Below are 20,809 nucleotides of genomic sequence, written 5' to 3' on the forward strand. Positions count from 1 at the left end.
CCTGGGTGCATCGTCGCCGGGTAGCGCCGGGCCATGCCCGGGGAGCGCAGCGGAGACCATTTACGCTGCACCGCACAAACCGCTGACAGGACGATGACAGCTTGCGCGACACAGACTGCGGCCGCGCACCGTCCGGTGCCCACGATTGCCGCGCGCCTGGCGCGCACCTGGGAGGGTTTGTGGAATTGAGCATTGCCTGGCGGCGTCCTGCCGCCATGATGGCCCTGGCTGCGCTGGCCGCGCCGGCCTTCGCCGAAGACGAGCGTCCAGTGACCGCCACGGTGGGCGGCCGCCTGCACCTGGACTTCGCCACCTTCGACAACGACAACCGGGGTACGCCGAACAAGGACGACACCGAGATCCGCCGCGCCTGGGTTGACGTGTCCGGCAAGTTCTTCGTGGTCGACTACAAGCTGGAAGCCGATTTCTCCGGCGACCGTGTCGAGGCCAAGGACGTCTACCTGAGCCGCAGCTTCGGCGATGCCGGTCGCCTCACCGTGGGCCAGTTCAAGCAGTATTTCTCGCTGGACGACCGCACCGGTTCCAACTACGGCAGCTTCTTGGAGCGCGGCAACGCCGGCACCACGCTGGCGCCGCTGTACCGGCTGGGCGCCTCGTGGCAGGCCAACCCGGGCGATTTCACCTGGGCGGCCAGCGTGTACAGCCTGGAGAGCATCGATGCCTGGCAGGTCAAGGGCCGCGCTGCGGGTGGACGCGTTACCTGGGCGCCGTCACCCAGCGAGGGCGACGTGCTGCACCTGGGCCTGTCGCTGGCCCGCGAGGCCTATGACAACCCGGGCGGCAACGGCACCCCGGGCCTGAAGATCCGTCCGCGTCCGGCCGGCCATCTGTCCGACGAAAGCCGCCTGACCCTGGTCGACTTCTCCGCTGGCCGCGATACCGACGTCAACAAGTGGTCGCTGGAATATGCGCAGGTGCGCGGCCCGCTGTCATGGCAGGGCGAGTTCAGCGGCGCCACCTTCGATGATGGCGCCCAGCGCGGTGACGTGATGGCCGCCTACGGCATGCTCAGCTGGTTCGTTACCGGCGAAAGCCGCGCCTACGACCGCAAGACCGGCCGCTTCGCCCGGGTCAAGAACATCCGCCACAAGGCCGGTGCCTTCGAAGTGGCCCTGCGCTACGACCAGATGTGGGGCGCGCAGCACCTCGATGGTGCGCCGGACCTGCGCCGTGGCAGTACCGAAGGCTGGACGCTGGGCGGCAACTGGTACCTGCGCGACAACCTGCGCTTCATGCTCAACGTGATCGAAAGCCGCAACCGCGACCGCCTCGCCGGCGCCACGGTGGATCGCACGCGCGCGGTCACCGGGCGCCTGCAGTTCGACTTCTAACGCGTTTTCCCCGGGCACGCACGCTCGGGCCCCTTCCACGTCCCACGTCCTGTTTCCTCTAGGAGTCCGCAGATGATGCTGAGCATCCTCGGCTTTGGCATGGTCATTACGTTCATGTACTTGATCATGAGCAAACGACTGTCGCCGCTCGTTGCCCTGATCACCATTCCCATCATCTTCGCCCTGATCGGTGGCTTCGCCGCCGGCATCGACGAGATGATGCTGGAAGGCATCAAGAAGATCGCGCCGACGGGCGTGATGTTGATGTTCGCCATTCTCTACTTCGGCGTGATGATCGATGCAGGCCTGTTCGATCCGCTGGTGCGGATCATCCTGCGCTTCGTCAAGGGCGACCCGATGAAGATCGTGCTTGGCACCGCCGTGCTGGCGATGCTGATCTCGCTCGACGGCGATGGCTCGACCACCTACATGATCACCGTCTCGGCGATGCTGCCGCTGTACCAGCGGCTGGGCATGAACGCGCTGAACATGACCTGCGTGACCATTCTCGCTGGTGGCGTGATGAACCTGACCCCGTGGGGCGGCCCGACCGCGCGCGCGGCCACCGCACTGCACGTGGATCCTGCCGATGTGTTCGTGCCACTGATTCCCTCGATGGTGATCGCCTGCGCTGGCGTGCTGCTGCTGGCCTGGTACCTGGGCCTGAAGGAGCGTCGTCGCCTGGGCGTGGTGACCCTGCCCAAGGGCGGCAGCTGGATGGACAACAGCGTGTCCGATGACGGCAACACGCTGCCGACCGTGGAAGACGCCGAAGACACCAAGCGCCCCAAGCTGCTGTGGGTGAACCTGGTGCTGACCCTGGCGCTGATGAGCGCGCTCATCATCGGTGTGCTGCCGATGCCGGTGTTGTTCATGATCGGCTTCGCCATCGCGCTGGTGATCAACTACCCGAACCTGGCCGAACAGCGCCGCCGCGTGGTCAGCCATGCCGGCAGCGTGCTGTCGGTGGTGGCGCTGATCTTCGCCGCAGGCATCTTCACCGGCATCCTCAACAACACCGGCATGGTCGAGGCGATGTCGCACAGCTTCCTGGCGATCATCCCAGACAGCTGGGGCCCGTACCTGGCGGTGATCACCGCCGTGGCCTCGATGCCGTTCACCTTCTTCATGTCCAACGACGCGTTCTACTTCGGCGTGCTGCCGATCCTGTCCGAGGCGGCCGGCAACTACGGCATCACCCCGGTGGAAATGGCCCGCGCGTCGCTGGCCGGGCAGCCGGTGCACCTGCTCAGCCCGCTGGTGCCTTCCACCTATCTGCTGGTGGGGCTGGCCAAGGTTGAATTCGCCGACCACCAGAAATTCACCCTGAAGTGGGCGATCGCCATTTCGCTGCTGCTGATGATCGGCGGCCTGTTGTTCGGGCTCTATCCCTTCACGGCCTGATTTCCTTACCAAGGAGCGTTCTGCAATGACTCTTCGCATCGCCTACGTCACCAGCGGGATGGGCAGTGTCGGCACTGCCATCTGCCAGAGCCTGGCCCATTCCGGCCATACCGTGGTCGCCGGCTGCGCGCCCAACTCGCCGCGCAAGGCCAACTGGCTGCGCGAGCAGCGCGAACAGGGCTTTGATTTCATCGCCTCCGAAGGCAACGCCACCGATTGGGCGTCGACCACCGCGGCCTTCGCCAAAGTGCGTGCCGAGGTCGGCGAGGTGGACGTGCTGGTCAACAACTCCGGCGGCAGCCGCGACCTGCTGTTCCGGCAGATGACGGTGGAGGACTGGAATGCGGTGATCGCCTCCAATCTCAATTCGCTGTTCAACCTGACCAAGCAGGTGGTCGATGGCATGGCCACGCGTGGCTGGGGCCGCATCATCAACATCGGTTCGGTCAGCGCCCACAAGGGCCAGATCGGCCAGGTGAACTACGCCACGGCAAAAGCCGCGATGCACGGTTTCAGCCGTGCGCTGGCCGCTGAAGTCGCCTCGCGCGGGGTCACCGTCAACACGCTGTCGCCGGGCTACATCGCCAGCCAGGCGATCAGCAGCTTCCCACCGGACGTGCTGGATCGACTGGCCGCGTCGGTACCGGTGCGGCGCCTGGGTCGCCCGGAAGAAGTGGCCGGCCTGTGTGCCTGGCTGGCTTCGGATGAAGCCTCCTACGTGACCGGTGCCGACTATCCGGTCAACGGTGGCCTGTACATGGGCTAGCCCTCTCCGCGCAGGGCGTGGGTCTGCTTCCCTCCCCCGGCAGATTCACGCCCTGCGCGGCTTCCCCCACGACGCCGTTCGTTGGTTTTCCGTAAACAAGGTTTCATGTTCCGTTCGCATAGTGGCCGTGCACCACGCCCCCGGGCCGGTGACCATCCCCCATGCAACGGACCATCATGCAGACCCGATACCTGACGATCGCCGTGGCGATCGCGCTTTCCGCCGCCAGCGCCCATGCCGCTGAAGCCACCGACGCCACCGCCGATACCGCGCTGAGCGCGCAGACGCTGGATACCGTCTCGGTCATCGGCCAGGGCGAGACCCGCCAGGTGCAGCGCATCACCACCGTCGACAAGCAGGTGCTGCCGCCGGGTACCAGCGGCCAGAAGATCCTCGACCGCCTGCCCGGCGTGTCGGTGCAGTCCAACGATGCATTCGGTGCCAATGAGGAATCGCAGACCATCAGCCTGCGTGGCTTCGACAAGAGCCGCCTGGGTTACACGCTGGACGGCATCCCGCTGGGCGACAACAGCTACGGCAACTACAACGGCCTGAGCATCGCCCGTGCACTGATCGCCGAGAACCTGGCCGGCGCCGAGCTGTCGCAGGGTATCGGCTCGCTGGGCGTGGCCTCGACCAGCAACCTTGGCGGCACCATCCAGTACTTCTCGATGGACCCGTCCACCGAATTCGGCGGCCGCGCCAGCATCACCGTCGGCGATGACAACCAGCGCCGCGGCTACCTGCGGGTGGACACCGGCGACATCAACGGCTTCTCGGCCTACGTGTCCGGCGTGCACCAGGACCAGGACATGTGGGCCGCGCCGTACCAGAACCAGACCACCCGCCAGTTCAATGCCAAGGCGGTATGGAACGTGGGCGACAACCGCTTCGGTGCCTTCGTCGCCACCTCGCGCGCCAGCCAGGCCAACTATGCCTACCTGTCCAAGGACATGCTGGCGCGCGGCCTGGGTTATGACTGGAACATCTATGCACCGGACTGGGATCGCGCCGTCGCGGCTGCATACTGCGCACCGGGCACCTACAACAAGGCACGCTGTGCATTCAGCGGCGGCGTCAACAGCATCGACGATGCCTACTACCAGAGCCGTGCGCTGCGCGATGACAACCTGTACTCGATCGACGCCGACATCCGCCTGGGTGAACAGGGCCGCCTGAAACTACTGGGCTACCACCACGAAAACCGTGGCCAGGGCCACTGGTGGGCACCGGGCCAGCCGTCCTACCCGGGCACCGACAGGATGCTGCCGATCTCGATCCGCAGCACCAACTACACCATCAACCGCGATGGCGTGACCGCTGCGCTGTCGTGGACGCTGGGCATCCACGAACTGGAAGCCGGTGTGTGGTACGAACAGAACGACCATAACGTCTCGCGCAACTTCTACTACATCAGCGGCCCGTTCCTGGACGACCTGTACCTGCAGAATCCGGACCGCCGCCTGTTCAACCAGGACTTCGACATCCGTACCCGCCAGTTCTATGTGCAGGACCGCATGCGCTTCCTCGACCAGCGCCTGACCGTGGACGTGGGCATCAAGAGCCCCAACACGCGCATGACTGCCAAGGCCCAGCCGGGCGTGGAAACCAGCATCGCCTCGGGTACGCTGACCGCCAAGGAATCGGTGCTGCCGCAGCTGGGCGTGGGCTTCAAGCTCAACGCCAACAATGAAGTGTTCGCCTCGTACGCCGAGAACATCGCCGCCTTCGTCGGCGGCGGCAGCGGTGGCCCGCTGCAGGTGTCGCCGGAATCGTTCGCGGCCAGCGCCGGCCTCGAGCCGGAGAAGTCCAAGAGCCTGGAAGCTGGTTTCCGTACCTTCGGCGAGAAATACCAGGCGTCGATCGCGGCCTACAACGTGAAGTTCGACAACCGTCTGCTGTCGTTGAACCCGTGCTCGAGCATCGAGGTAGGCACGCGTCCGGAGTGCGTGACGCGCTTCATCAACGTCGGTTCGGTGAAGAGCCATGGCGCAGAGCTGACCTTCATCCTCAAGCCGGTCGATGGCCTGCAGTGGTACAACGCGCTGTCCTGGAACAAGACCACCTACGAGGATGACTACACCTCGGGCGGTGCGATCGTACCGGTGGCCGGCAAGATCACCGTGGATACGCCGCAGCGCATGGCGTCCAGCGAGATCAGCTGGAACCGCGATGGCTTCTTCGCCAGCCTGCGCGCCAAGTACACCGGCAAGCGGTACTACACCTACACCAACGACCAGTCGGTGCCGGGCGTGACCACCTTCGATGCCGGCGCCGGCTACGACTTCGGCCCGGGCATGGGCCTGCGCAACGTGCGGGTGTCGTTGAACGCGACCAACCTGACCAACAAGCGCTATGCGGGCCAGCTGAGTTCGTTCGCACCGACCGATCCGAAGGGCACGCGGTATGCAATCCATGCGAGTGCGCCGCGGCAGATCTTCATGACGGTGGCGGCGGAGTTCTAAGTCGAAAGCGGGCGCTGCGGCGCATTGATTGTTCCTGCATGGCGCGGGCAGGCAGGCCCATGCAGGACACGCCGTAAACCCGTCCATGGGGGCTCGATGGCGCCATCCATGGCGCCAACGGTCCTGCATGGGCCTGCCTACCCGCGCTGGACAGTTCCCCGCGCCGGCGCGGAGGCAATGGAAAGCAAGAGCAAGAGCAAAAGCAAAGAGCCGGGCAGTGCCCGGCTCTTTGCTTTTCAAGCGCAATCCCTTCGGCGCGGTGATGTGCTGCCGCCCGCGCGGGAAACTGTCTGGCGGCGGTGGGGCACCCTGGCCAGGACCGTGAGGCGCATGGATGCGCCGATCGAGCCCCCATGGATGGGTTTACGGCGTGTCCTGGCCAGGGTGCCCCACCGCCGCCAACCGATATCAATCGAGGCGCCAGCGCATCATCCCGCCAACGCATTTCATTCCGGCGCCAGCTGGTCCATCCGGATGCGGTTGGCGAACAGCGAGAACGCCAGCATGCCAGCCAGGCCGTTGGCCCGGCTCATCCAGTGCGGCAGCCAGCGCGGGGGCTTCAGCACACCCGATTCGAACAGCGGGGCGAACGCGATCGCATCGGTCAGGCTCATCTTGCCGGCGAACAACCAGCGGCAGACCTGCAGGCGATCCTCGGCCAGCATGTGGCGGAAGAAGGTATGCACCGACACCAGCCCGCGCAGGTACACCGTGTCCTTGGTGAAGGCCAGGCCGCCACTCGGCGGCACACCGCGGAATACCCGCTGCGCCGACGCGAAGCTCTCTTCCGGGTTCTGCCCGGCATCGCAGAAGTAGCGGAACACCTCGATGAAGTCCGCACCTTCGCGCGCCATCGCGATCGCCTCGGTACGCAGGCTGATGCGCTTCAGGCGCTCGATGTCGATGCTGCCGGTGATCTGCTCGGCAAACGTCGCCAGTCCTTCCTGGGTGGCCGTCACCCGTGGCGAAGACAGCGCCAGGCTCGGCAGCACCGGCTGCGCGCGACCGTTCAACGCCGTCAACGAATGCACCAGCGCTTCGTGGTGGAACAGCTGCGCGCGATCGTAAGCGCTGAAACGCGCGCTGGTGCGCAGGCGGATGCGGGTCGGTCCGGCAGCCGCCTTCGAGACCAGTTCCGGATCCAGCTGCACCTGGATGATGCGTGATTCGAAAAACGCATCGAGATCATTCTGCAGCTGCAACTGCAGGGCGATGGCCGAGACCGGCACCTGCTCTTCCGGTGCCAGCAGTTCGTGATCCAGTTCGGCAGCAATCTGGATGAAGTGGCGCGCCGCATCGCGCGTGCTCGGTCCGTTGCCCGGCAACGGTTGCTCGGGCGAACCGAACAACTGCATCGAACAGGCATCCACGGCCGCGGTACCGAGGCCTTCCAGCAGCTGCGCTGCCAGATCCCAGCTCTGCGCGGACTGCTGCACGTAATGGCCCAGCGGATGGCTTTCGTCACACTCGGCAGCGAGCGCGGCCAGCGCGCGACGCTCGTCGCTGAAGTCCAGCTTCGGGTAGTCGACCACCGGCAGCGTCGGCTGGCCACGGGCCACGCTGTCCAGGAAGGGTGCCTGCAGTGTCGCCGGCCAGCTGGTCAGGCCCAGCAGGCGGATGCCTCCTACGGCCTCGACCAGGCGCGCATCGAGCGCTGCATGGTGGGCCACGTCACGGTCCAGCGTCGCGGTCGGTTCCATGGGCGGACTATAACGCCCTGCCCGCGCGTTGGTAGGTGCCAACCTTGGTTGGCATCCGCCGACGGCGGGCTTCGGACACCTCCGTGCCAACCAAGGTTGGCACCCACCAAGAGCGGGCAGAGGCCGGCTTCGGACGCCTCCGTGCCAACCAAGGTTGGCATCTACCGGAAGCGGGTTTCCGGCACCGCGGGGTCAACGCCGGCGCGGTTTGCCCGCCGGGCGGAACTGCTGGCTCTTGCCCTTCCGGCCACCGCGTTCCTGCACGGTCTCGGCCTGGCGCACGGCCAGCTTGGCAGCGGCGGCGGCCACTTCTTCCTTCAACTTGAAGTAGTTCAGCAGCCGGCTCTCTTCGATCTCGCCGGCATCGATCGCCGCACGCACGGCACAGCCGGGTTCCTGCTGGTGCATGCAGTCGCGGAAGCGGCACTGCGCGGCCAGCGCTTCGATGTCGGCGAAACCGCCTTCGGCCAGCGTTTCTTCGCCGGTCGGCTTCAGTTCGCGCATGCCCGGCGTATCGATCAGGCAGGCGCCCATCGGCAGTGGCATCAGTGCGCGGTGGGTGGTGGTATGGCGGCCGCGCGAATCGTTGGCGCGCACTGTATTGGTCTTCATCCGCTGTTCGCCCAGCAGCGTGTTGGTCAGCGTCGACTTGCCCGCACCGGAAGAACCCACCAGCACCACCGTGCGGCCGGGGCCCAGCCACGGCTCCAGCACTGCAACACTGTCGGCATCCAGGCCATTGATCGCATGCAGGGCGATGCCCTGCATCTCCAGTTCTTCCAGTACCGCCAGCGCATCTTCGCTGTACTCGGTCTGGTCGGCCTTGGTCAGCACCACCACCGGTTCGGCACCGCCACCGCCCACCAGCAGCAGGTAGCGTTCAATACGGCGCGGATTGAAGTCAGCATCCAGGCCACAGACGATGAAGACGGTATCGATGTTGGCGGCGATCACCTGCTGGTGGTAATGCTCACCGGCAGCGCCACGCTTGATGGCGGTACGTCGCGGCAACAGGGCAACGATGCGGATGCCATCCAGCAGCACCCAGTCGCCCACCGCCGGCCGTTCGTGGCTGGGGAAGCGCGGGCGCTGCCACTCCGGCAGCGATTCGGCCTTGATCGATGCCTCCGGGCCATCAGCCACCACATAGTGGGTGCGATGCTGCTCGATCACCCGCGCCGGGTGGGCCTGCGGGTGTGCGGCCATCACGGCCTGCCAGTCGGCCTGCTGCGGCGGGCCCGGCCAGGGCCAGCCAATGGTCTGCAGAGCGGTGAAATCGGGGGTCTGGGTCATCGCCGCCATTCTACCTGTGTGGTGCCGCCCAGCCCAATGTTGGCGGGCCCTGCGGCCCTTGCCATGCGCTGCAGCAATTCCGCTACCATGGAAGCCCCATGCCTTTTGCGGCCCACCGCCCATGTCCACTCCCTCGCCCAAACCCCTGGTCATCCGCGAGCGCCTTTCCGAAGTGCGCTACGAAATCCGCGGAGAACTGGCACGGCGAGCCCGGGAGCTGGAAGCGCAGGGCCACAAGCTGATCAAGCTCAACATCGGCAATCCCGGCGCTTTCGGCTTCCGTGCACCGGAACACCTGCAGCGCGCGATCGCCGATGACATGGGCCGCACCGATCCGTATACCCACCAGCAGGGCCTGCCGGTCGCCCGCGAGGCCATCGCCGCCGCCTACGCCCGCCGTGGCGCACCGGATGCCCATCCGGACCGCGTGTTCGTCGGCAACGGTGTCAGCGAGCTGATCGACCTGTCGCTGCGTGCGCTGCTCAACCCGGGCGACGAAGTGCTGGTGCCCTCGCCGGACTACCCGCTGTGGTCGGCCTCGACCATCCTCAACGATGGCCGCCCGGTGTATTACCGCTGTGCCGCCGAGAACGGCTTCCAGCCGGACCCGAGCGAGATCGAGACGCTGGTGTCCTCGCGCACGCGCGCCATCGTGCTGATCAATCCGAACAACCCCAGCGGTGCCAGCTACCCGCGTGAGCTGCTGGAGCAGGTGGTGGAGATCGCGCGCCGCCACAACCTGCTGCTGCTGGTCGATGAGATCTACGACCAGATCCTGTACGACGACGCGGTGTTCCAGCCGGTCGCACCGCTGGCCGGTGACCATCCCTGCCTGACCTTCGGCGGCCTGAGCAAGGTGCACCGCGCCTGCGGCTGGCGGGTGGGCTGGGCGCACCTCAGCGGCGACGACGCGCGGCTGGGCGACTTCCGCGCCGCGCTGGACCTGCTGGGCGCACTGCGCCTGTGCGCCAACGTACCGGGCCAGTACGCCATCGACGCCGCAGTGAACGGCCCGGACACCATTTCGGAACTGTGCGCACCGGGTGGCCGCCTGTATGAAACCCGTCGTGCGGTGATCGAAGCCTGCGAGGCCAGCGAACACCTGTCGCTGGTTGCCCCCGCCGGCGCGCTGTACGCGTTCCCGGCCGTGGTCGGTGCCGCTGCCAAGGGCTTCGACGATCATAATTTCGCGCTCGACCTGATGAACAACGACGGCGTGCTGGTGGTGCCGGGCTCGAGCTTCAACGTGCCTTACCGCCATCACTTCCGCGTGACCCTGCTGCCGGAGGCGTCGGTGATGCGTGACGTGTTCGCCCGTATCGACCGCGCCCTCGCCCGCCGTGCCGAAGACGCCACCAAGGTGGTGCCGCTGAAGCCCCGCCGGTCGGTGGCTTGATCGATGGGCTTGTCGTATCTGGCCCTGGGCGATTCCTACACCATCGGTGAAGCGGTCGCGGTCGACGGCCGCTGGCCGCATCAGCTCGCCGCCGCCCTGCGCGCGCAGGGCATCGCGCTGGGCGACCCGCAGACCATCGCCACCACCGGCTGGACCACCGACGAGCTCGACGCCGGCATCGACGAAGTGGCGCCGCAAGGGCCGTTCGACTTCGTCAGCCTGCTGATCGGCGTCAACAACCAGTATCGCGGGCGTCCGCTGGACGAGTACCAGGTGCAGTTCCAGGCCCTGCTGCAGCGCGCGATTGGTTTTGCCGGCGACCGTGCGGACCGGGTCCTGGTGCTGTCCTTCCCGGACTGGGGCACCACGCCGTACGGTGCAGGCAGCGGACGCGACCTGGGCCAGATCGAACTGGAAACCGACGAGTTCAACGCTGCCGCCGAGGTGATCAGCACCCAGCAGGGCGTGGCCTTCGTCGACATCACCGATATCAGCCGCGACACCGGCGCTGACCCGGCGATGATCGCCGAGGATGGCCTGCACCCGTCCGCACGGATGTACGGGCTGTGGAGCGCGCGTGCGCTGCCGGTGGCCGCACACCTGCTGGGCAGGACGGACTGAGACGATGGACGGCACGCCACGGAACGGCACGCCCCTGCCCTGTTCGCCGCTGGATGCCGGGCAGGCGCGCCTGATCGCCGAGTCCTTCCGGCCGATGCAGGCCTGGGGCAGCCGCCGCGATTACTACTACACGCGCGGCAAGCTGGGCAGCGACCCGCTGTATGACGGCGTACTGCAGCACCTTCCCGATGACGGCCAGCCGGTGCTCGACCTGGGCTGCGGGCTGGGCCTGTTCGCGCATGTGCTTCGCCAGCGCGGCCGCCAGCAGCGGTATCTCGGGGTCGACGTGGACAGCGACAAGATCGCCCGTGCGCAGCGCGCCGGCAGTGGCCTGGCCGACGTACGGTTCGACTGTCTGGATGTGCAGGCGCCGTTGCCGGTGCATGGTGGACATGTGCTGCTGCTGGATGTGCTGCAGTACCTGGACGAAGCGCCGCAACTGGAGCTGCTGCGCGCGGTGAGCGCGCGGGTCGCGCCCGGTGGCCGCCTGCTGCTGCGCACGCCGCTGGCGACCGGCGACCGCCGCGACCGCACCACGCGGGTGGCTGACCGACTGGCCTGGCTGGTCGGCTGGATGGGCACGCGACCGCGCCATTACCCGGATCCGCAGCGGCTGCAGGCCACGCTGGCGGCTGCCGGCATGCAGGTGGCTCCGTTGCGTCCGCTGCATGGGCGCACGCCGTTCAACAGCTGGTTGCTGGTGGCCGAGCGGCCGGGAACTGCGGCCAACGGCTGAGCCCCTCGTGGTGGGCGGCTGTCTACGGGGGCTGCCCGGGCGGGATGGGCTGCGCGGGGACGCCGTGAACCCCTCCTTGGGGGCTTAGCCGCGCCATCCATGGCGCGGATACCCCGCGCAGCCCACCCCACCCGGACACGGACGGTTTACGGGCGCGTCCACCACGGAAGACAGGAGAAAAGCGAAGGGCAAACGCGGGTCGCTTCGCTCTTGCCGCGCTGCGCGCTCGCCGGGCATGGCCCGGCGCCACCGGTCACCTGGCCGGCAGTTCGGCTTTCAGGCCGCGCTCGTCCAGCACCTGCAGCACCCGTTCGATGATGGCCAGGTTGTGGCCATGTGCGGCACCTTCATGCAGCAGCACGATCGCGCCCGGGCGCAGGTCCGGGAGCAGACGCGCCAGCACGCCATCCGGGGTGCAGCCGACGCCGTCGTAACCGCGGGCGCTCCAGCCCACGCGCACCAGGCCCAGCTTGCGCAGTACCGGCGCCACGAACGGGTTGGTCATGCCCACCACCGAGCGGTACCAGCGCACCGGTCGCCCACTCACCGCCTGCAGCGCTCGCTGGCAGCCCTCGATCTCCGCCGCCATCGTGCCCGGGCCCAGCCGCCAGAAGCGCGCCTGCGGATGGCTGTGGCTGTGGTTGCCGAGGTCGTGTCCGCGACGCAGGATTTCCTCCACCAGGGCCGGATGCGCCAATACGCGCTCGCCGACCAGGAAAAAGGTCGCCTTCGCCTGGTGCCGGTCCAGCAGATCCAGCACCGCCGGGGTCTGTTCACTGGGGCCGTCGTCGATGGTCAGCCAGACGCTGTTGCCAGCCTCGGGCAACCGGCTCAGCACCGGCGCGTAGAAGCGGCTGTTGGGCAGGAACACCGGCACCATGAACAACGCGTGGCTTGCCACCATCAGGGCCAGGCCCCAGTGCCAGCCCGCCAGCACCCAGACCAGGATCACGGCCAGCTGCGACAGCACCAGCCAGGGCACCCAGCGCCAGGGCTGGGTCGGGATGCGATGCAATGTTCCTGCGTTGGTCATGCCCCATGATGCCATGGGGGGTAGAATTGATGATTCGAATTTTTCGGACCCATGACTGCCATGTCCCTCGATCCCGCCCTGCGTTCGCGCATCGAAACCATCCTCAACGACAACCGCGTCGTGCTGTTCATGAAGGGCCAGCCGTCGATGCCGCAGTGCGGCTTCTCGGCCAAGGCCGTGGGTGCCCTGCAGGACCTGGGCGTGGAGTTCGCCCACGTCAACGTGCTGGCTGACGCGGAGATCCGTGAAGGCATCAAGGCCTATGGCGACTGGCCGACCATCCCGCAGCTGTACATCGACGGCGAACTGGTCGGCGGCAGCGACATCGTGCTGCAGATGGCCGCCAGCGGCGAGCTGAGCAGCGTGCTGGGCCTGGCTGCACCGGACCGCACCCCGCCGCGCATCACCGTCACCCCGGCCGCGGTGGAAATGCTGAAGGGCGCGCTGGCCGATTCGCCGGGTGCGTCGCTGCAGTTGGGCATCGATGCCCGCTTCCAGCCGAACTTCCAGCTGGCCCCGTACGATGAAGGCGCGATCGCCGCCGAGTCCAACGGCCTGCGCGTGCAGTTCGACCTGGCCAGCGCCCGCCGCGCCGATGGCATCACCATCGACTGGGTCGACGACATCCGTGGCAAGGGCCTGGCGATCGACAACCCGAACGCGCCCAAGCCGGTGCAGGAAATCAGCGTGCGTGATGCCGACGACCTGGTGCGTGCCGGCAACGTGATGCTGGTGGACGTGCGCCCGGCCGAAGAACGCGCCATTGCCGCTGTCGGCGTGCCGTTCAAGAGCTTCGATGGCAACGGCCGCGCCGAGCTGGAAGCCCTGCCCAAGGACACCGCCCTGGCCTTCCTGTGCCACCACGGTGGCCGCAGCGCGCAGGCAGCAGAGCAGTTCCGTGCGCTGGGCTTCAGCAAGGTGTTCAACGTCACCGGCGGCATCGATGCCTGGTCGGACGAAGTGGACAACGGCGTGCCGAAGTACTGATCGGCTGCGCTTGATGCACAGGAAAAACGCCGGCGAAAGCCGGCGTTTTCTGTTGAGCCCATCCACGCATGGCGTGGATCTACTCCTTCCGTGTCCCAAGCGCGGGGGCTGACGTTCCGGTTACCCGGCGAACCCGCCTTCGGCCAGGTAATCCAGTTCTTCCGGCGACGGAATGCGGCCAAGCACCGCATTGCGGTGCGGGAACCGGCCGAAGCGGCGGATGATGTCGCGGTGCAGTTCGGCGTACTGCAGGTATTCCTTGTCACCCAGCACGTCGAACATCGCGACCGAGCGGTCCTGGTCCAGCGGATCTTCGGAGTGCTCGAACGGCAGGTAGATGAAGGCGCGCAGTTTGGGGACCAGCTGCAGGTCCAGCCCCTCCTCGATCGCGCGCGTGGCGTAGTGCCGTGCGAGGCCATCGGTGGCATAGGAATGGGCCGTGCCGCGGAAGCAGTTGCGCGGGAACTGGTCCAGCAGCAGCATCAGCGCCAGCGCGCCCTCGGCGCTGCCCAGCCAGTGCTCGCGCGCGCGCGATGCGGCAGCGTGGTGTTCGTCCGCGAACAGCGTACGGAACCGCGCGTCGAACGCATCATCGCGGGCAAACCACTTTTCAGGGCCCGCGTCCTTCCAGAATTCCACCACTTGCGCGGCAACGTCCATCACCTACTCCCCAGGGCCGGCGCGCCGCGCCAGGCCATCATCATCATTCGTCGAAGCGCAGGTGGCGGACCGACTTGCCGTTGCGCCGGATAAGCTTAAGCGCCTCGATGCCGATCTGGATATGGTTTTCCACGAACTGCGAGCTGACCTTGGCGTCGGACGCCTCGGTTTTCACCCCGTCCGGGATCATCGGCTGGTCTGAAACCAGCAGCAGGGCCCCGCTGGGAATGTGGTTGGCGAAGCCGGCAGCGAAGATCGTCGCGGTTTCCATGTCGATGGCCATGCAGCGCATCGCCCGCAGCCGCTCCTTGAAGGCCTCGTCGTGCTCCCAGACCCGGCGGTTGGTGGTGTAGACGGTGCCGGTCCAGTAATCATGGCCGAGGTCGCGGATCATGGTCGAAACCGCACGCTGCAGGGCGAAGGCCGGCAAGGCCGGCACTTCCGGCGGCAGGTAGTCGCCCGAGGTCCCCTCGCCGCGGATGGCCGCGATCGGCAGCACCAGGTCGCCCAGCTCGTTCTTGCGTTTCAGCCCGCCGCACTTGCCCAGGAACAGCACGGCCTTGGGCATCACCGCTGACAGCAGATCCATGATGATCGCGGCATTGGGGCTGCCCATGCCGAAGTTGATCATGGTGATGCCGTCGATGGTGGCGCTGGCCATCGGCCGGTCCAGGCCGATCACCGGCGCCCCGGTCAGCGCGGAGAACGTATGCAGGTAGCCCCCGAAGTTGGTCAGCAGGATGTGCTGGCCGAACTGGTCCAGAGGCACGCCGGTATAGCGCGGAAGCCAGTTGTCGACGATGTCCTGCTTGCTCTTCATGGGCGCTCCGGTACGGCGTGGGGAGCACCATTTTCCGGGAGGCGGTCGTTGCCGTCGAGATGGCCGATGGCGACCCGTGAAAAAGGACACTTGGCAAGCACGCCGCTCCCCGGCTAGCGTCGGTGGGTTGAACACGCTGCCAAGGGGATCTGCATGACATCGACGTTGTTGCGCGCCGGGTTGGGTCTGGCGCTGGTATCGCTGAGCACGGCGCCGGCCGTGGGCGCTTCGCGCTTCGTGGCCGATCCCTACCCGAGCACCTACCAGGCGCACCCCGATGGGCCGCTGCTGATCCAGAACGCAACGGTGCTGACCGGCACCGGCCAGCGCCTCGACAACGCCGATGTGCTGCTGCGCGATGGCCGCATCGTCGCCGTCGGCGATGCGCTGCAGGTCGATGCCAGCGTCACCCGCATCAACGCCGACGGCAAGTGGGTGACGCCCGGCCTGATCGACGTGCACTCGCACCTGGGCGTCTATCCCAGCCCCGGTGTCGGCGCGCACAGCGACGGCAACGAGATGACCGCGCCGGTCACCGCCAACGTCTGGGCCGAGCACTCGGTATGGCCGCAGGACCCCGGTTTCCAGGCGGCGCTGGCAGGCGGAGTGACCAGCATGCAGGTGCTGCCCGGCTCGGCCAACCTGGTCGGTGGCCGCGGCGTAACGCTGAAGAACGTGCCTGCCACCACCTACCAGGCAATGAAGTTCCCCGGCGCGCCGTGGGGCCTGAAAATGGCCTGCGGCGAAAACCCCAAGCGCGTCTACGGTGGCGGCAAGGGCGTGGCACCTGCAACGCGGATGGGCAACGTGGCCGGTTACCGCGCAGCCTTCATCGACGCAGCCGACTACATCGCCAAGAACAAGCCGAAGCCGGCCAAGCGCAAGGGCTGGTTCGGCAGCGACAAGGGCGACAGCGCCGGTGATGCCGGCGGCAAGCGCGACCTCAAGCTGGATACGCTCGCCGGTGCGATCCAGGGCGATATCCGCGTGCACATCCACTGCTATCGCGCCGATGAAATGGCCACCATGCTCGACCTGTCCAAGGAATTCGGCTTCAAGGTGGCCGCCTTCCACCACGGCGTGGAGGCCTACAAACTGGCCGACCGGCTGGCGGCCGAAGGCGTGTGCGGGGCACTGTGGGCCGACTGGTGGGGCTTCAAGATGGAAGCCTTCGACGGCATCGCCGAGAACATCGCGCTGGTCGACCGGCCGAAGAACAGCTGCGCCATCGTCCACTCCGACTCGCCCGAGGGCATCCAGCGCCTGAACCAGGAGGCAGCCAAGGTGATGGCCGCCGCGCGCCGCGCGCACATGCCGGAGATCGCGCCGGAACGCGCGATCACCTGGATGACCGCCAACGCCGCCAAGGCGCTGGGCATCGAGGCGCAGACCGGCACGCTGGAGGCCGGAAAGATGGCCGACGTGGTGATCTGGAACGGCAATCCCTTCAGTTCGTATGCACTGGCCGAGCAGGTGTTCGTCGATGGCCGCCGTGTGTACGACCGCAGCACGCCATCGGCAACGCCGCGGTCGGATTTCCAGCTTGGACAGGAGTTGCGCTGATGGGCATGTTGAACAAGCGCCGCCGGGCATGGCCCGGCGCTACCTTGGTTGCGCTGTTGGTGATGACAACCGCAGCCTCGGCGCAGGACCTGCTGGTGCGCGGTGCGACGGTCGCTACCGCCAGCGCACGTGGCAACGTGGAAGATGCCGATGTGCTGGTGCAGGGCGGCATCATCCGTGCGGTGGGCCGGGGCCTGTCCACACCGGCCGGTGTGCCGGTGGTCGAAGCCAAGGGACGCATGCTGACCCCTGCCCTGTTCGGTGGCATCACCGAGATCGGCATCGAGGAAGTATCCGGTGAATCAAGCACGGTCGACAGCGCACTGAAGATCGGCGAGCAGCCGCTACGCCCGGAGTTCGACGTGACACTGGCCTATAACCCGGCATCCGTGCTGATTCCGGTGGCGCGCCTGGACGGCATCGGCTTCACTGCGCTGGGCGCGGCCACCGGCGGTGGCTTCGTCGCCGGCCAGGGCGGCGTGGTGCGTTTCGATGGCAGTGCCGACCCGATCGGCCCGCGCGCGCTGTTCCTGCGCCTGGGTGCTGCAGCATCTGAACTGACCGGTCAATCGCGCGCGGCGCAGTGGATGCTGCTGCAGCAGATGGTGGACGAGGCACGCGGCCAGGTGGCCGCCGATTCGCCGCATGCGCTGCTGACCCCGGCCGGCCGCCGCACGCTCGCCCGCTATCTGTCCGGGCAGGGCCGCATCGTGGTGGAAGTGGACCGCGCGGCCGACATCCGCCAGCTGCTGCGCTGGGCGGCCCGCGAGAGGGTGAAGATCGCCGTCGCCGGCGGTGCCGAGGCCTGGCAGCTGGCACCGGAACTGGCAGCGGCCAAGGTGCCGGTGTTCGTCGACGCACTGGGCAACCTGCCGACGACCTTCGACCAGATCGGCGCCACCTTGGAAAACGCCGCGCGGTTGCAGCGCGCGGGCGTACCGGTGGCCTTCGCCCAGCGCGATGATGCCTCGCACAACGCACGCAAGATGCGCCAGCTGGCCGGCAATGCGGTGGCCAACGGCCTGCCCTGGGCCGACGGACTGGCCGGGCTGACCCGGGTACCGGCCGAGGTGCTGGGCGTGGCCGACCAGATCGGCAGCATCGAGCCGGGCAAGCGTGCCGACCTGGTGCTGTGGGAAGGCGATCCGCTGGATGTGGCGCACTATGCCGAGCAGGTCTGGCTGGGCGGCCGCGCGATGCCGATGCGCTCGCGCCAGACCGAACTGCGCGACCGCTACCTGCAGCGCAACGCGCAACCCTGACCGTAACCAGGAGCCATCGATGCCCACCCTGCGCTGGTATTTCGACTTCGTCTCGCCCTATTCCTACCTGCACTGGCAGAAGGTGAAGCAGCTGCCGCAGTTCGGGCGCATCCAACCGGTGCCCATCGCCTTTGGTGCGGTACTGCACCATCTGGGCAACCTGGGCCCGGCGGAGATCCCGGCCAAGCGCCGCTTCATGTACCGCCAGCTGCTGTGGACCGCGCAGGCCGAGGGCACGCCACTGCGCTTCCCGCCCGGGCACCCGTTCAATCCGCTGGCGGCCCTGCGCCTGTGCCTGGCCGCCGGTGCCAGCACTGCGGCAGTGGACGTGCTGTTCGATTGGATCTGGCGCGACGGCCACGCCGGCGACACGGCCGAGGCCCTGCGCGAACCCGCCGCCCGGCTGGGTATCAGCGACGTAGAGGCGGCCATTGGCGAGCCGGCCATCAAGGAGCAACTGCGACGCAACACCGAGGCGGCGATCGAGGCCGGGGTGTTCGGCGTGCCGACCCTGGCCATCGACGGCGAACTGTTCTGGGGCAACGATACCCACCCGCTGATGGCGGCGGTGCTGGACGACCCCAGCCTGCTGGACCGGCCGGACTGGCAGCAGGCGGTGGCCCTGCCGGTGGCGGTGCAGCGCAGTCGCTGAACAGGGAGCGGCGCGTTTCCCTCGCGCGCCCGCCCCCGTTTTGAGATAGTTTTCACATTTCCGAACCTACAACCGCCCTGGAGGGGGAGCCGCGGATGCGCATCGGAATCGTCGTCGACTCGGCCTGCGACCTGCCGCAGGACTTCATTGCCGAGCACAACATCGTGCTGCTGCCGATCACCGTGCGGATCGGCGAAGCGGTGCTCGCCGACCACCGCGACGAGCAGGCAACGCTCAGCTTCCTGCACGCGCACGTCGCCGAGCACGGCGCCGAAGCGGAGACCATCCCCTTCAGCGTCAACCAGATCCGCGACCTGTTCCTGCAACGCTTGGTGATCGACTACGACCATGTGTTCTGCATGACCATCACCAAGACCCGCAGCCCGATCCACGACAATGCACTGCAGGCCAGCTTCGCCATCCTCAACGACTACAAGCCGGTGCGGCAGGCGGCCGGCTTCAACTCGCCGTTCGCGCTGCGCGTGCTGGATACCCAGAACCTGTTCGCCGCCCAGGCGGTGACGGCGGTGGAAGCGGTGCGGCTGCGCGCCAGTGATGCCAGCGTGCAGCAGATCCGCGAGCGCCTGGAAGAACTGGCCGGCAACGTGCACGGCTACATGGTCACCCGCGACCTGTACTACATGCGTGCCCGCGCCCGGCACAAGGGCGACCGAAGCGTCGGCCTGCTCAGCGCCGCACTGGGCAGTGCGCTGGACATCAAGCCGGTGTTGCATGGTTATCGCGGGCAGACCGGGCCGGTGGCGAAGATCAAGGGTTTCGACAATGCCGTGCTGAAGCTGTTCGGCGTGGTCGGCCAGCGCGTACGCGCCGGCCTGATGACGCCGACCGTGTGCGTCAGCTACGGCGGCGAACTGGACGAGCTGCGTGCCCTGCCCGGCTATGCGCAGATGAAGGAGGTCTGCGCCGGCCATGGCGTGACCGTGTACGAATCGGTGATGAGCCTGACCGGCATGGTCAACGTCGGCAAGGGCGCGGTCACCGTGGGTTTTGCCGATGGGCCGCATCGATTTGAATGAAGGCCAACCGCGCTCTGGAATCTGCACATCGATTCCACCGCGCCTATGCCAGCCTAGCCGCACCTCAAGGAGATCAACATGCCTGCGCAGTACCACATCAGCCTGCCCGAACCGTCCAAGGCCCGCGGCAACGACCCCGACCTGTCTTTCCATTCGCAGGGCGCTGCCGGCTTCGCCGAAGAACTGCAGAACGCGCTGCGCAATGGCAGCCTGTTCGAGCGCTGGCGCGACAAGCAGCCGGACCCGGATGCGGTGGAGCCGCAGTGGGGCGCGACCGATCCGGAGGCCACCGTGACCGGTGAGCAGAAGGACCTGCGCATCAACCTGGTGGCCACCACCCGCATCGACAGTGACGTGTTCAAGCAGCGCCTGCGCCTGCTGGCCGGGCACCACTGGGAACTGCGCGACGTGCGTTGAGTTCCGCCTCTGGTAGGCGCCAACCTTGGTTGGCGCTTTCCTGAAGGCTGCCAACCAAGGTTGGCCACTACCGGCTTCACCTTGCCGAGCTGCCGGCCAGCGGCCGGCACTACCCGGCACCTGGGTGTGCTGGTATCGTGCCGCCGCCAACGGTGACCGCACGGATTGCACATGGACCCCAAGCTGAAAGCGCTCATCGAGCAGACCAACCTGTCGGACCTGCTGCCGCCGGCGCCTCGGGAAATGGACCTGCAGCAGCCGGTGGCACCGCCGGAACCCGCAAAACCGCAGCCCGCCCGTTCCACCAGCGATGCACTGCAGGTGCATTTCGGTGGTACCGACATGGTCGGAAAGCTCGCCAATGCGCCCACCAGTGGACGGATAAAGACCTTCGCCATGATCCTGCTGGGCGGGCCGACCATCGTGTTCGGCCTGCTTCTGCTGGGCATGGTCTGGACCGAGCCGGGCAAGTCAGTGCTCGCGCTGGTCTACGGCACGGTCATCGCAGCGGTGTTGATCGGTATCTGGCCTTATCTGCTGTTCCGCAAACGCGAAAAGCCGGCGGCCTGACGCGGGCTGCCTGCCAGGATAGTGCCGGGCGCTGGCCGGCAACTCATGCAGACGGCACCTGCCGGCCAGCGGCCG

At 67.2% G+C, this 20,809-nt stretch carries 19 protein-coding genes; 14 read left to right on the forward strand and 5 right to left on the reverse strand.

Annotated elements, in window-relative coordinates; all coding sequences use genetic code 11:
• Nucleotides 1-215: 215 nt before the first annotated feature.
• The 4 genes from AC1DCU_RS18765 to AC1DCU_RS18780 all read left to right on the forward strand — a co-directional run bounded on the left by AC1DCU_RS18765 (nt 216) and on the right by AC1DCU_RS18780 (nt 5,987).
• Entirely contained in the window at nt 216-1,352 is a 1,137-nt protein-coding gene (locus tag AC1DCU_RS18765; protein ID WP_051584929.1) for an OprO/OprP family phosphate-selective porin, read from the forward strand.
• 75 nt (nt 1,353-1,427) lie between these two features.
• Nucleotides 1,428-2,756, forward strand: coding sequence for a CitMHS family transporter (locus AC1DCU_RS18770; RefSeq protein WP_025874116.1), 1,329 nt, complete (start codon nt 1,428-1,430; stop codon nt 2,754-2,756).
• A gap of 25 nt (nt 2,757-2,781) precedes the next feature.
• Entirely contained in the window at nt 2,782-3,522 is a 741-nt protein-coding gene (phbB, locus tag AC1DCU_RS18775; protein WP_442252359.1) for an acetoacetyl-CoA reductase, read from the forward strand.
• Between the two features lie 176 nt (nt 3,523-3,698).
• Entirely contained in the window at nt 3,699-5,987 is a 2,289-nt protein-coding gene (locus AC1DCU_RS18780) for a TonB-dependent receptor (RefSeq protein ID WP_081323768.1), read from the forward strand.
• Between the two features lie 446 nt (nt 5,988-6,433).
• Here AC1DCU_RS18780 and AC1DCU_RS18785 read toward each other — a convergent pair whose 3' ends face one another.
• Both AC1DCU_RS18785 and rsgA read right to left on the reverse strand, forming a co-directional pair.
• Nucleotides 6,434-7,687: a flavohemoglobin expression-modulating QEGLA motif protein gene (locus AC1DCU_RS18785; protein WP_032975427.1), complete on the reverse strand. Its 1,254-nt coding sequence runs from the start codon at nt 7,685-7,687 to the stop codon at nt 6,434-6,436.
• Nucleotides 7,688-7,879: 192 nt separating this feature from the next.
• On the reverse strand, nt 7,880-8,989 hold the full coding sequence (gene rsgA / locus AC1DCU_RS18790) for a ribosome small subunit-dependent GTPase A (protein ID WP_478013651.1): 1,110 nt from the start codon (nt 8,987-8,989) through the stop codon (nt 7,880-7,882).
• A gap of 112 nt (nt 8,990-9,101) precedes the next feature.
• On the opposite strand from rsgA, the gene AC1DCU_RS18795 reads away from it, so the two are divergent.
• From AC1DCU_RS18795 to AC1DCU_RS18805, 3 genes are read left to right on the forward strand one after another with little or no spacing between them, the layout of a single operon-like run.
• Nucleotides 9,102-10,376, forward strand: a complete 1,275-nt coding sequence (locus tag AC1DCU_RS18795; protein WP_025874111.1) for a pyridoxal phosphate-dependent aminotransferase — start codon at nt 9,102-9,104, stop codon at nt 10,374-10,376.
• A 3-nt stretch (nt 10,377-10,379) separates the two neighbouring features.
• On the forward strand, nt 10,380-10,997 hold the full coding sequence (locus AC1DCU_RS18800) for an SGNH/GDSL hydrolase family protein (protein WP_032975424.1): 618 nt from the start codon (nt 10,380-10,382) through the stop codon (nt 10,995-10,997).
• Nucleotides 10,998-11,001: 4 nt separating this feature from the next.
• Nucleotides 11,002-11,733, forward strand: a complete 732-nt coding sequence (locus AC1DCU_RS18805; protein ID WP_032975423.1) for a class I SAM-dependent methyltransferase — start codon at nt 11,002-11,004, stop codon at nt 11,731-11,733.
• A gap of 253 nt (nt 11,734-11,986) precedes the next feature.
• On the opposite strand, the gene AC1DCU_RS18810 is transcribed toward AC1DCU_RS18805, so the two are convergent.
• The gene (locus AC1DCU_RS18810) at nt 11,987-12,766 is read right to left on the reverse strand and encodes a polysaccharide deacetylase family protein (RefSeq protein ID WP_282279607.1); all 780 of its coding nucleotides are present in this window, start codon (nt 12,764-12,766) and stop codon (nt 11,987-11,989) included.
• 60 nt (nt 12,767-12,826) lie between these two features.
• On the opposite strand from AC1DCU_RS18810, the gene grxD reads away from it, so the two are divergent.
• Nucleotides 12,827-13,753, forward strand: coding sequence for a Grx4 family monothiol glutaredoxin (grxD, locus tag AC1DCU_RS18815; protein WP_025874107.1), 927 nt, complete (start codon nt 12,827-12,829; stop codon nt 13,751-13,753).
• Between the two features lie 120 nt (nt 13,754-13,873).
• Here grxD and AC1DCU_RS18820 read toward each other — a convergent pair whose 3' ends face one another.
• Both AC1DCU_RS18820 and AC1DCU_RS18825 read right to left on the reverse strand, forming a co-directional pair.
• Complete coding sequence (locus AC1DCU_RS18820) at nt 13,874-14,413, reverse strand: DUF924 family protein (protein WP_032975420.1); 540 nt, start codon at nt 14,411-14,413, stop codon at nt 13,874-13,876.
• A 43-nt stretch (nt 14,414-14,456) separates the two neighbouring features.
• Nucleotides 14,457-15,233, reverse strand: a complete 777-nt coding sequence (locus AC1DCU_RS18825; RefSeq protein ID WP_025874105.1) for an AMP nucleosidase — start codon at nt 15,231-15,233, stop codon at nt 14,457-14,459.
• A 153-nt stretch (nt 15,234-15,386) separates the two neighbouring features.
• Between AC1DCU_RS18825 and AC1DCU_RS18830 the strand changes: the two genes are divergently transcribed.
• The 6 genes from AC1DCU_RS18830 (at nt 15,387) to AC1DCU_RS18855 (ending at nt 20,734) form a co-directional block, all read left to right on the forward strand.
• Nucleotides 15,387-16,796, forward strand: a complete 1,410-nt coding sequence (locus AC1DCU_RS18830) for an amidohydrolase (RefSeq protein WP_025874103.1) — start codon at nt 15,387-15,389, stop codon at nt 16,794-16,796.
• A complete protein-coding gene (locus AC1DCU_RS18835) occupies nt 16,796-18,058 on the forward strand; it encodes an amidohydrolase family protein (RefSeq protein WP_032975419.1) in 1,263 nt (420 codons plus the stop codon). The genes AC1DCU_RS18830 and AC1DCU_RS18835 overlap by 1 nt, the downstream gene beginning before the upstream one ends.
• 19 nt (nt 18,059-18,077) lie before the next feature.
• Nucleotides 18,078-18,710 carry a 2-hydroxychromene-2-carboxylate isomerase gene (locus AC1DCU_RS18840; protein ID WP_032975418.1) on the forward strand — a complete coding sequence of 211 codons (633 nt, stop codon included), beginning with the start codon at nt 18,078-18,080 and terminating at the stop codon, nt 18,708-18,710.
• Between the two features lie 95 nt (nt 18,711-18,805).
• A complete protein-coding gene (locus tag AC1DCU_RS18845) occupies nt 18,806-19,747 on the forward strand; it encodes a DegV family protein (protein ID WP_032975417.1) in 942 nt (313 codons plus the stop codon).
• Nucleotides 19,748-19,825: 78 nt separating this feature from the next.
• A complete protein-coding gene (locus AC1DCU_RS18850; RefSeq protein ID WP_025874099.1) occupies nt 19,826-20,164 on the forward strand; it encodes a hypothetical protein in 339 nt (112 codons plus the stop codon).
• A 171-nt stretch (nt 20,165-20,335) separates the two neighbouring features.
• Complete coding sequence (locus AC1DCU_RS18855; RefSeq protein ID WP_051584927.1) at nt 20,336-20,734, forward strand: hypothetical protein; 399 nt, start codon at nt 20,336-20,338, stop codon at nt 20,732-20,734.
• Nucleotides 20,735-20,809: the final 75 nt, after the last annotated feature.

The sequence above is a fragment of the Stenotrophomonas sp. 10L48 genome (assembly GCF_056395105.1).

Bases quoted from the DNA above. Each gene is read 5' to 3' on its own strand.
- AC1DCU_RS18765 (WP_051584929.1), top strand. From the start codon at position 216: ATGATGGCCCTGGCTGCGCTGGCCGCGCCGGCCTTCGCCGAAGACGAG.
- AC1DCU_RS18770 (WP_025874116.1), top strand. From the start codon at position 1,428: ATGCTGAGCATCCTCGGCTTTGGCATGGTCATTACGTTCATGTACTTG.
- phbB (WP_442252359.1), top strand. From the start codon at position 2,782: ATGACTCTTCGCATCGCCTACGTCACCAGCGGGATGGGCAGTGTCGGC.
- AC1DCU_RS18780 (WP_081323768.1), top strand. From the start codon at position 3,699: ATGCAGACCCGATACCTGACGATCGCCGTGGCGATCGCGCTTTCCGCC.
- AC1DCU_RS18785 (WP_032975427.1), bottom strand. From the start codon at position 7,687: ATGGAACCGACCGCGACGCTGGACCGTGACGTGGCCCACCATGCAGCG.
- rsgA (WP_478013651.1), bottom strand. From the start codon at position 8,989: ATGGCGGCGATGACCCAGACCCCCGATTTCACCGCTCTGCAGACCATT.
- AC1DCU_RS18795 (WP_025874111.1), top strand. From the start codon at position 9,102: ATGTCCACTCCCTCGCCCAAACCCCTGGTCATCCGCGAGCGCCTTTCC.
- AC1DCU_RS18800 (WP_032975424.1), top strand. From the start codon at position 10,380: ATGGGCTTGTCGTATCTGGCCCTGGGCGATTCCTACACCATCGGTGAA.
- AC1DCU_RS18805 (WP_032975423.1), top strand. From the start codon at position 11,002: ATGGACGGCACGCCACGGAACGGCACGCCCCTGCCCTGTTCGCCGCTG.
- AC1DCU_RS18810 (WP_282279607.1), bottom strand. From the start codon at position 12,766: ATGACCAACGCAGGAACATTGCATCGCATCCCGACCCAGCCCTGGCGC.
- grxD (WP_025874107.1), top strand. From the start codon at position 12,827: ATGTCCCTCGATCCCGCCCTGCGTTCGCGCATCGAAACCATCCTCAAC.
- AC1DCU_RS18820 (WP_032975420.1), bottom strand. From the start codon at position 14,413: ATGGACGTTGCCGCGCAAGTGGTGGAATTCTGGAAGGACGCGGGCCCT.
- AC1DCU_RS18825 (WP_025874105.1), bottom strand. From the start codon at position 15,233: ATGAAGAGCAAGCAGGACATCGTCGACAACTGGCTTCCGCGCTATACC.
- AC1DCU_RS18830 (WP_025874103.1), top strand. From the start codon at position 15,387: ATGACATCGACGTTGTTGCGCGCCGGGTTGGGTCTGGCGCTGGTATCG.
- AC1DCU_RS18835 (WP_032975419.1), top strand. From the start codon at position 16,796: ATGGGCATGTTGAACAAGCGCCGCCGGGCATGGCCCGGCGCTACCTTG.
- AC1DCU_RS18840 (WP_032975418.1), top strand. From the start codon at position 18,078: ATGCCCACCCTGCGCTGGTATTTCGACTTCGTCTCGCCCTATTCCTAC.
- AC1DCU_RS18845 (WP_032975417.1), top strand. From the start codon at position 18,806: ATGCGCATCGGAATCGTCGTCGACTCGGCCTGCGACCTGCCGCAGGAC.
- AC1DCU_RS18850 (WP_025874099.1), top strand. From the start codon at position 19,826: ATGCCTGCGCAGTACCACATCAGCCTGCCCGAACCGTCCAAGGCCCGC.
- AC1DCU_RS18855 (WP_051584927.1), top strand. From the start codon at position 20,336: ATGGACCCCAAGCTGAAAGCGCTCATCGAGCAGACCAACCTGTCGGAC.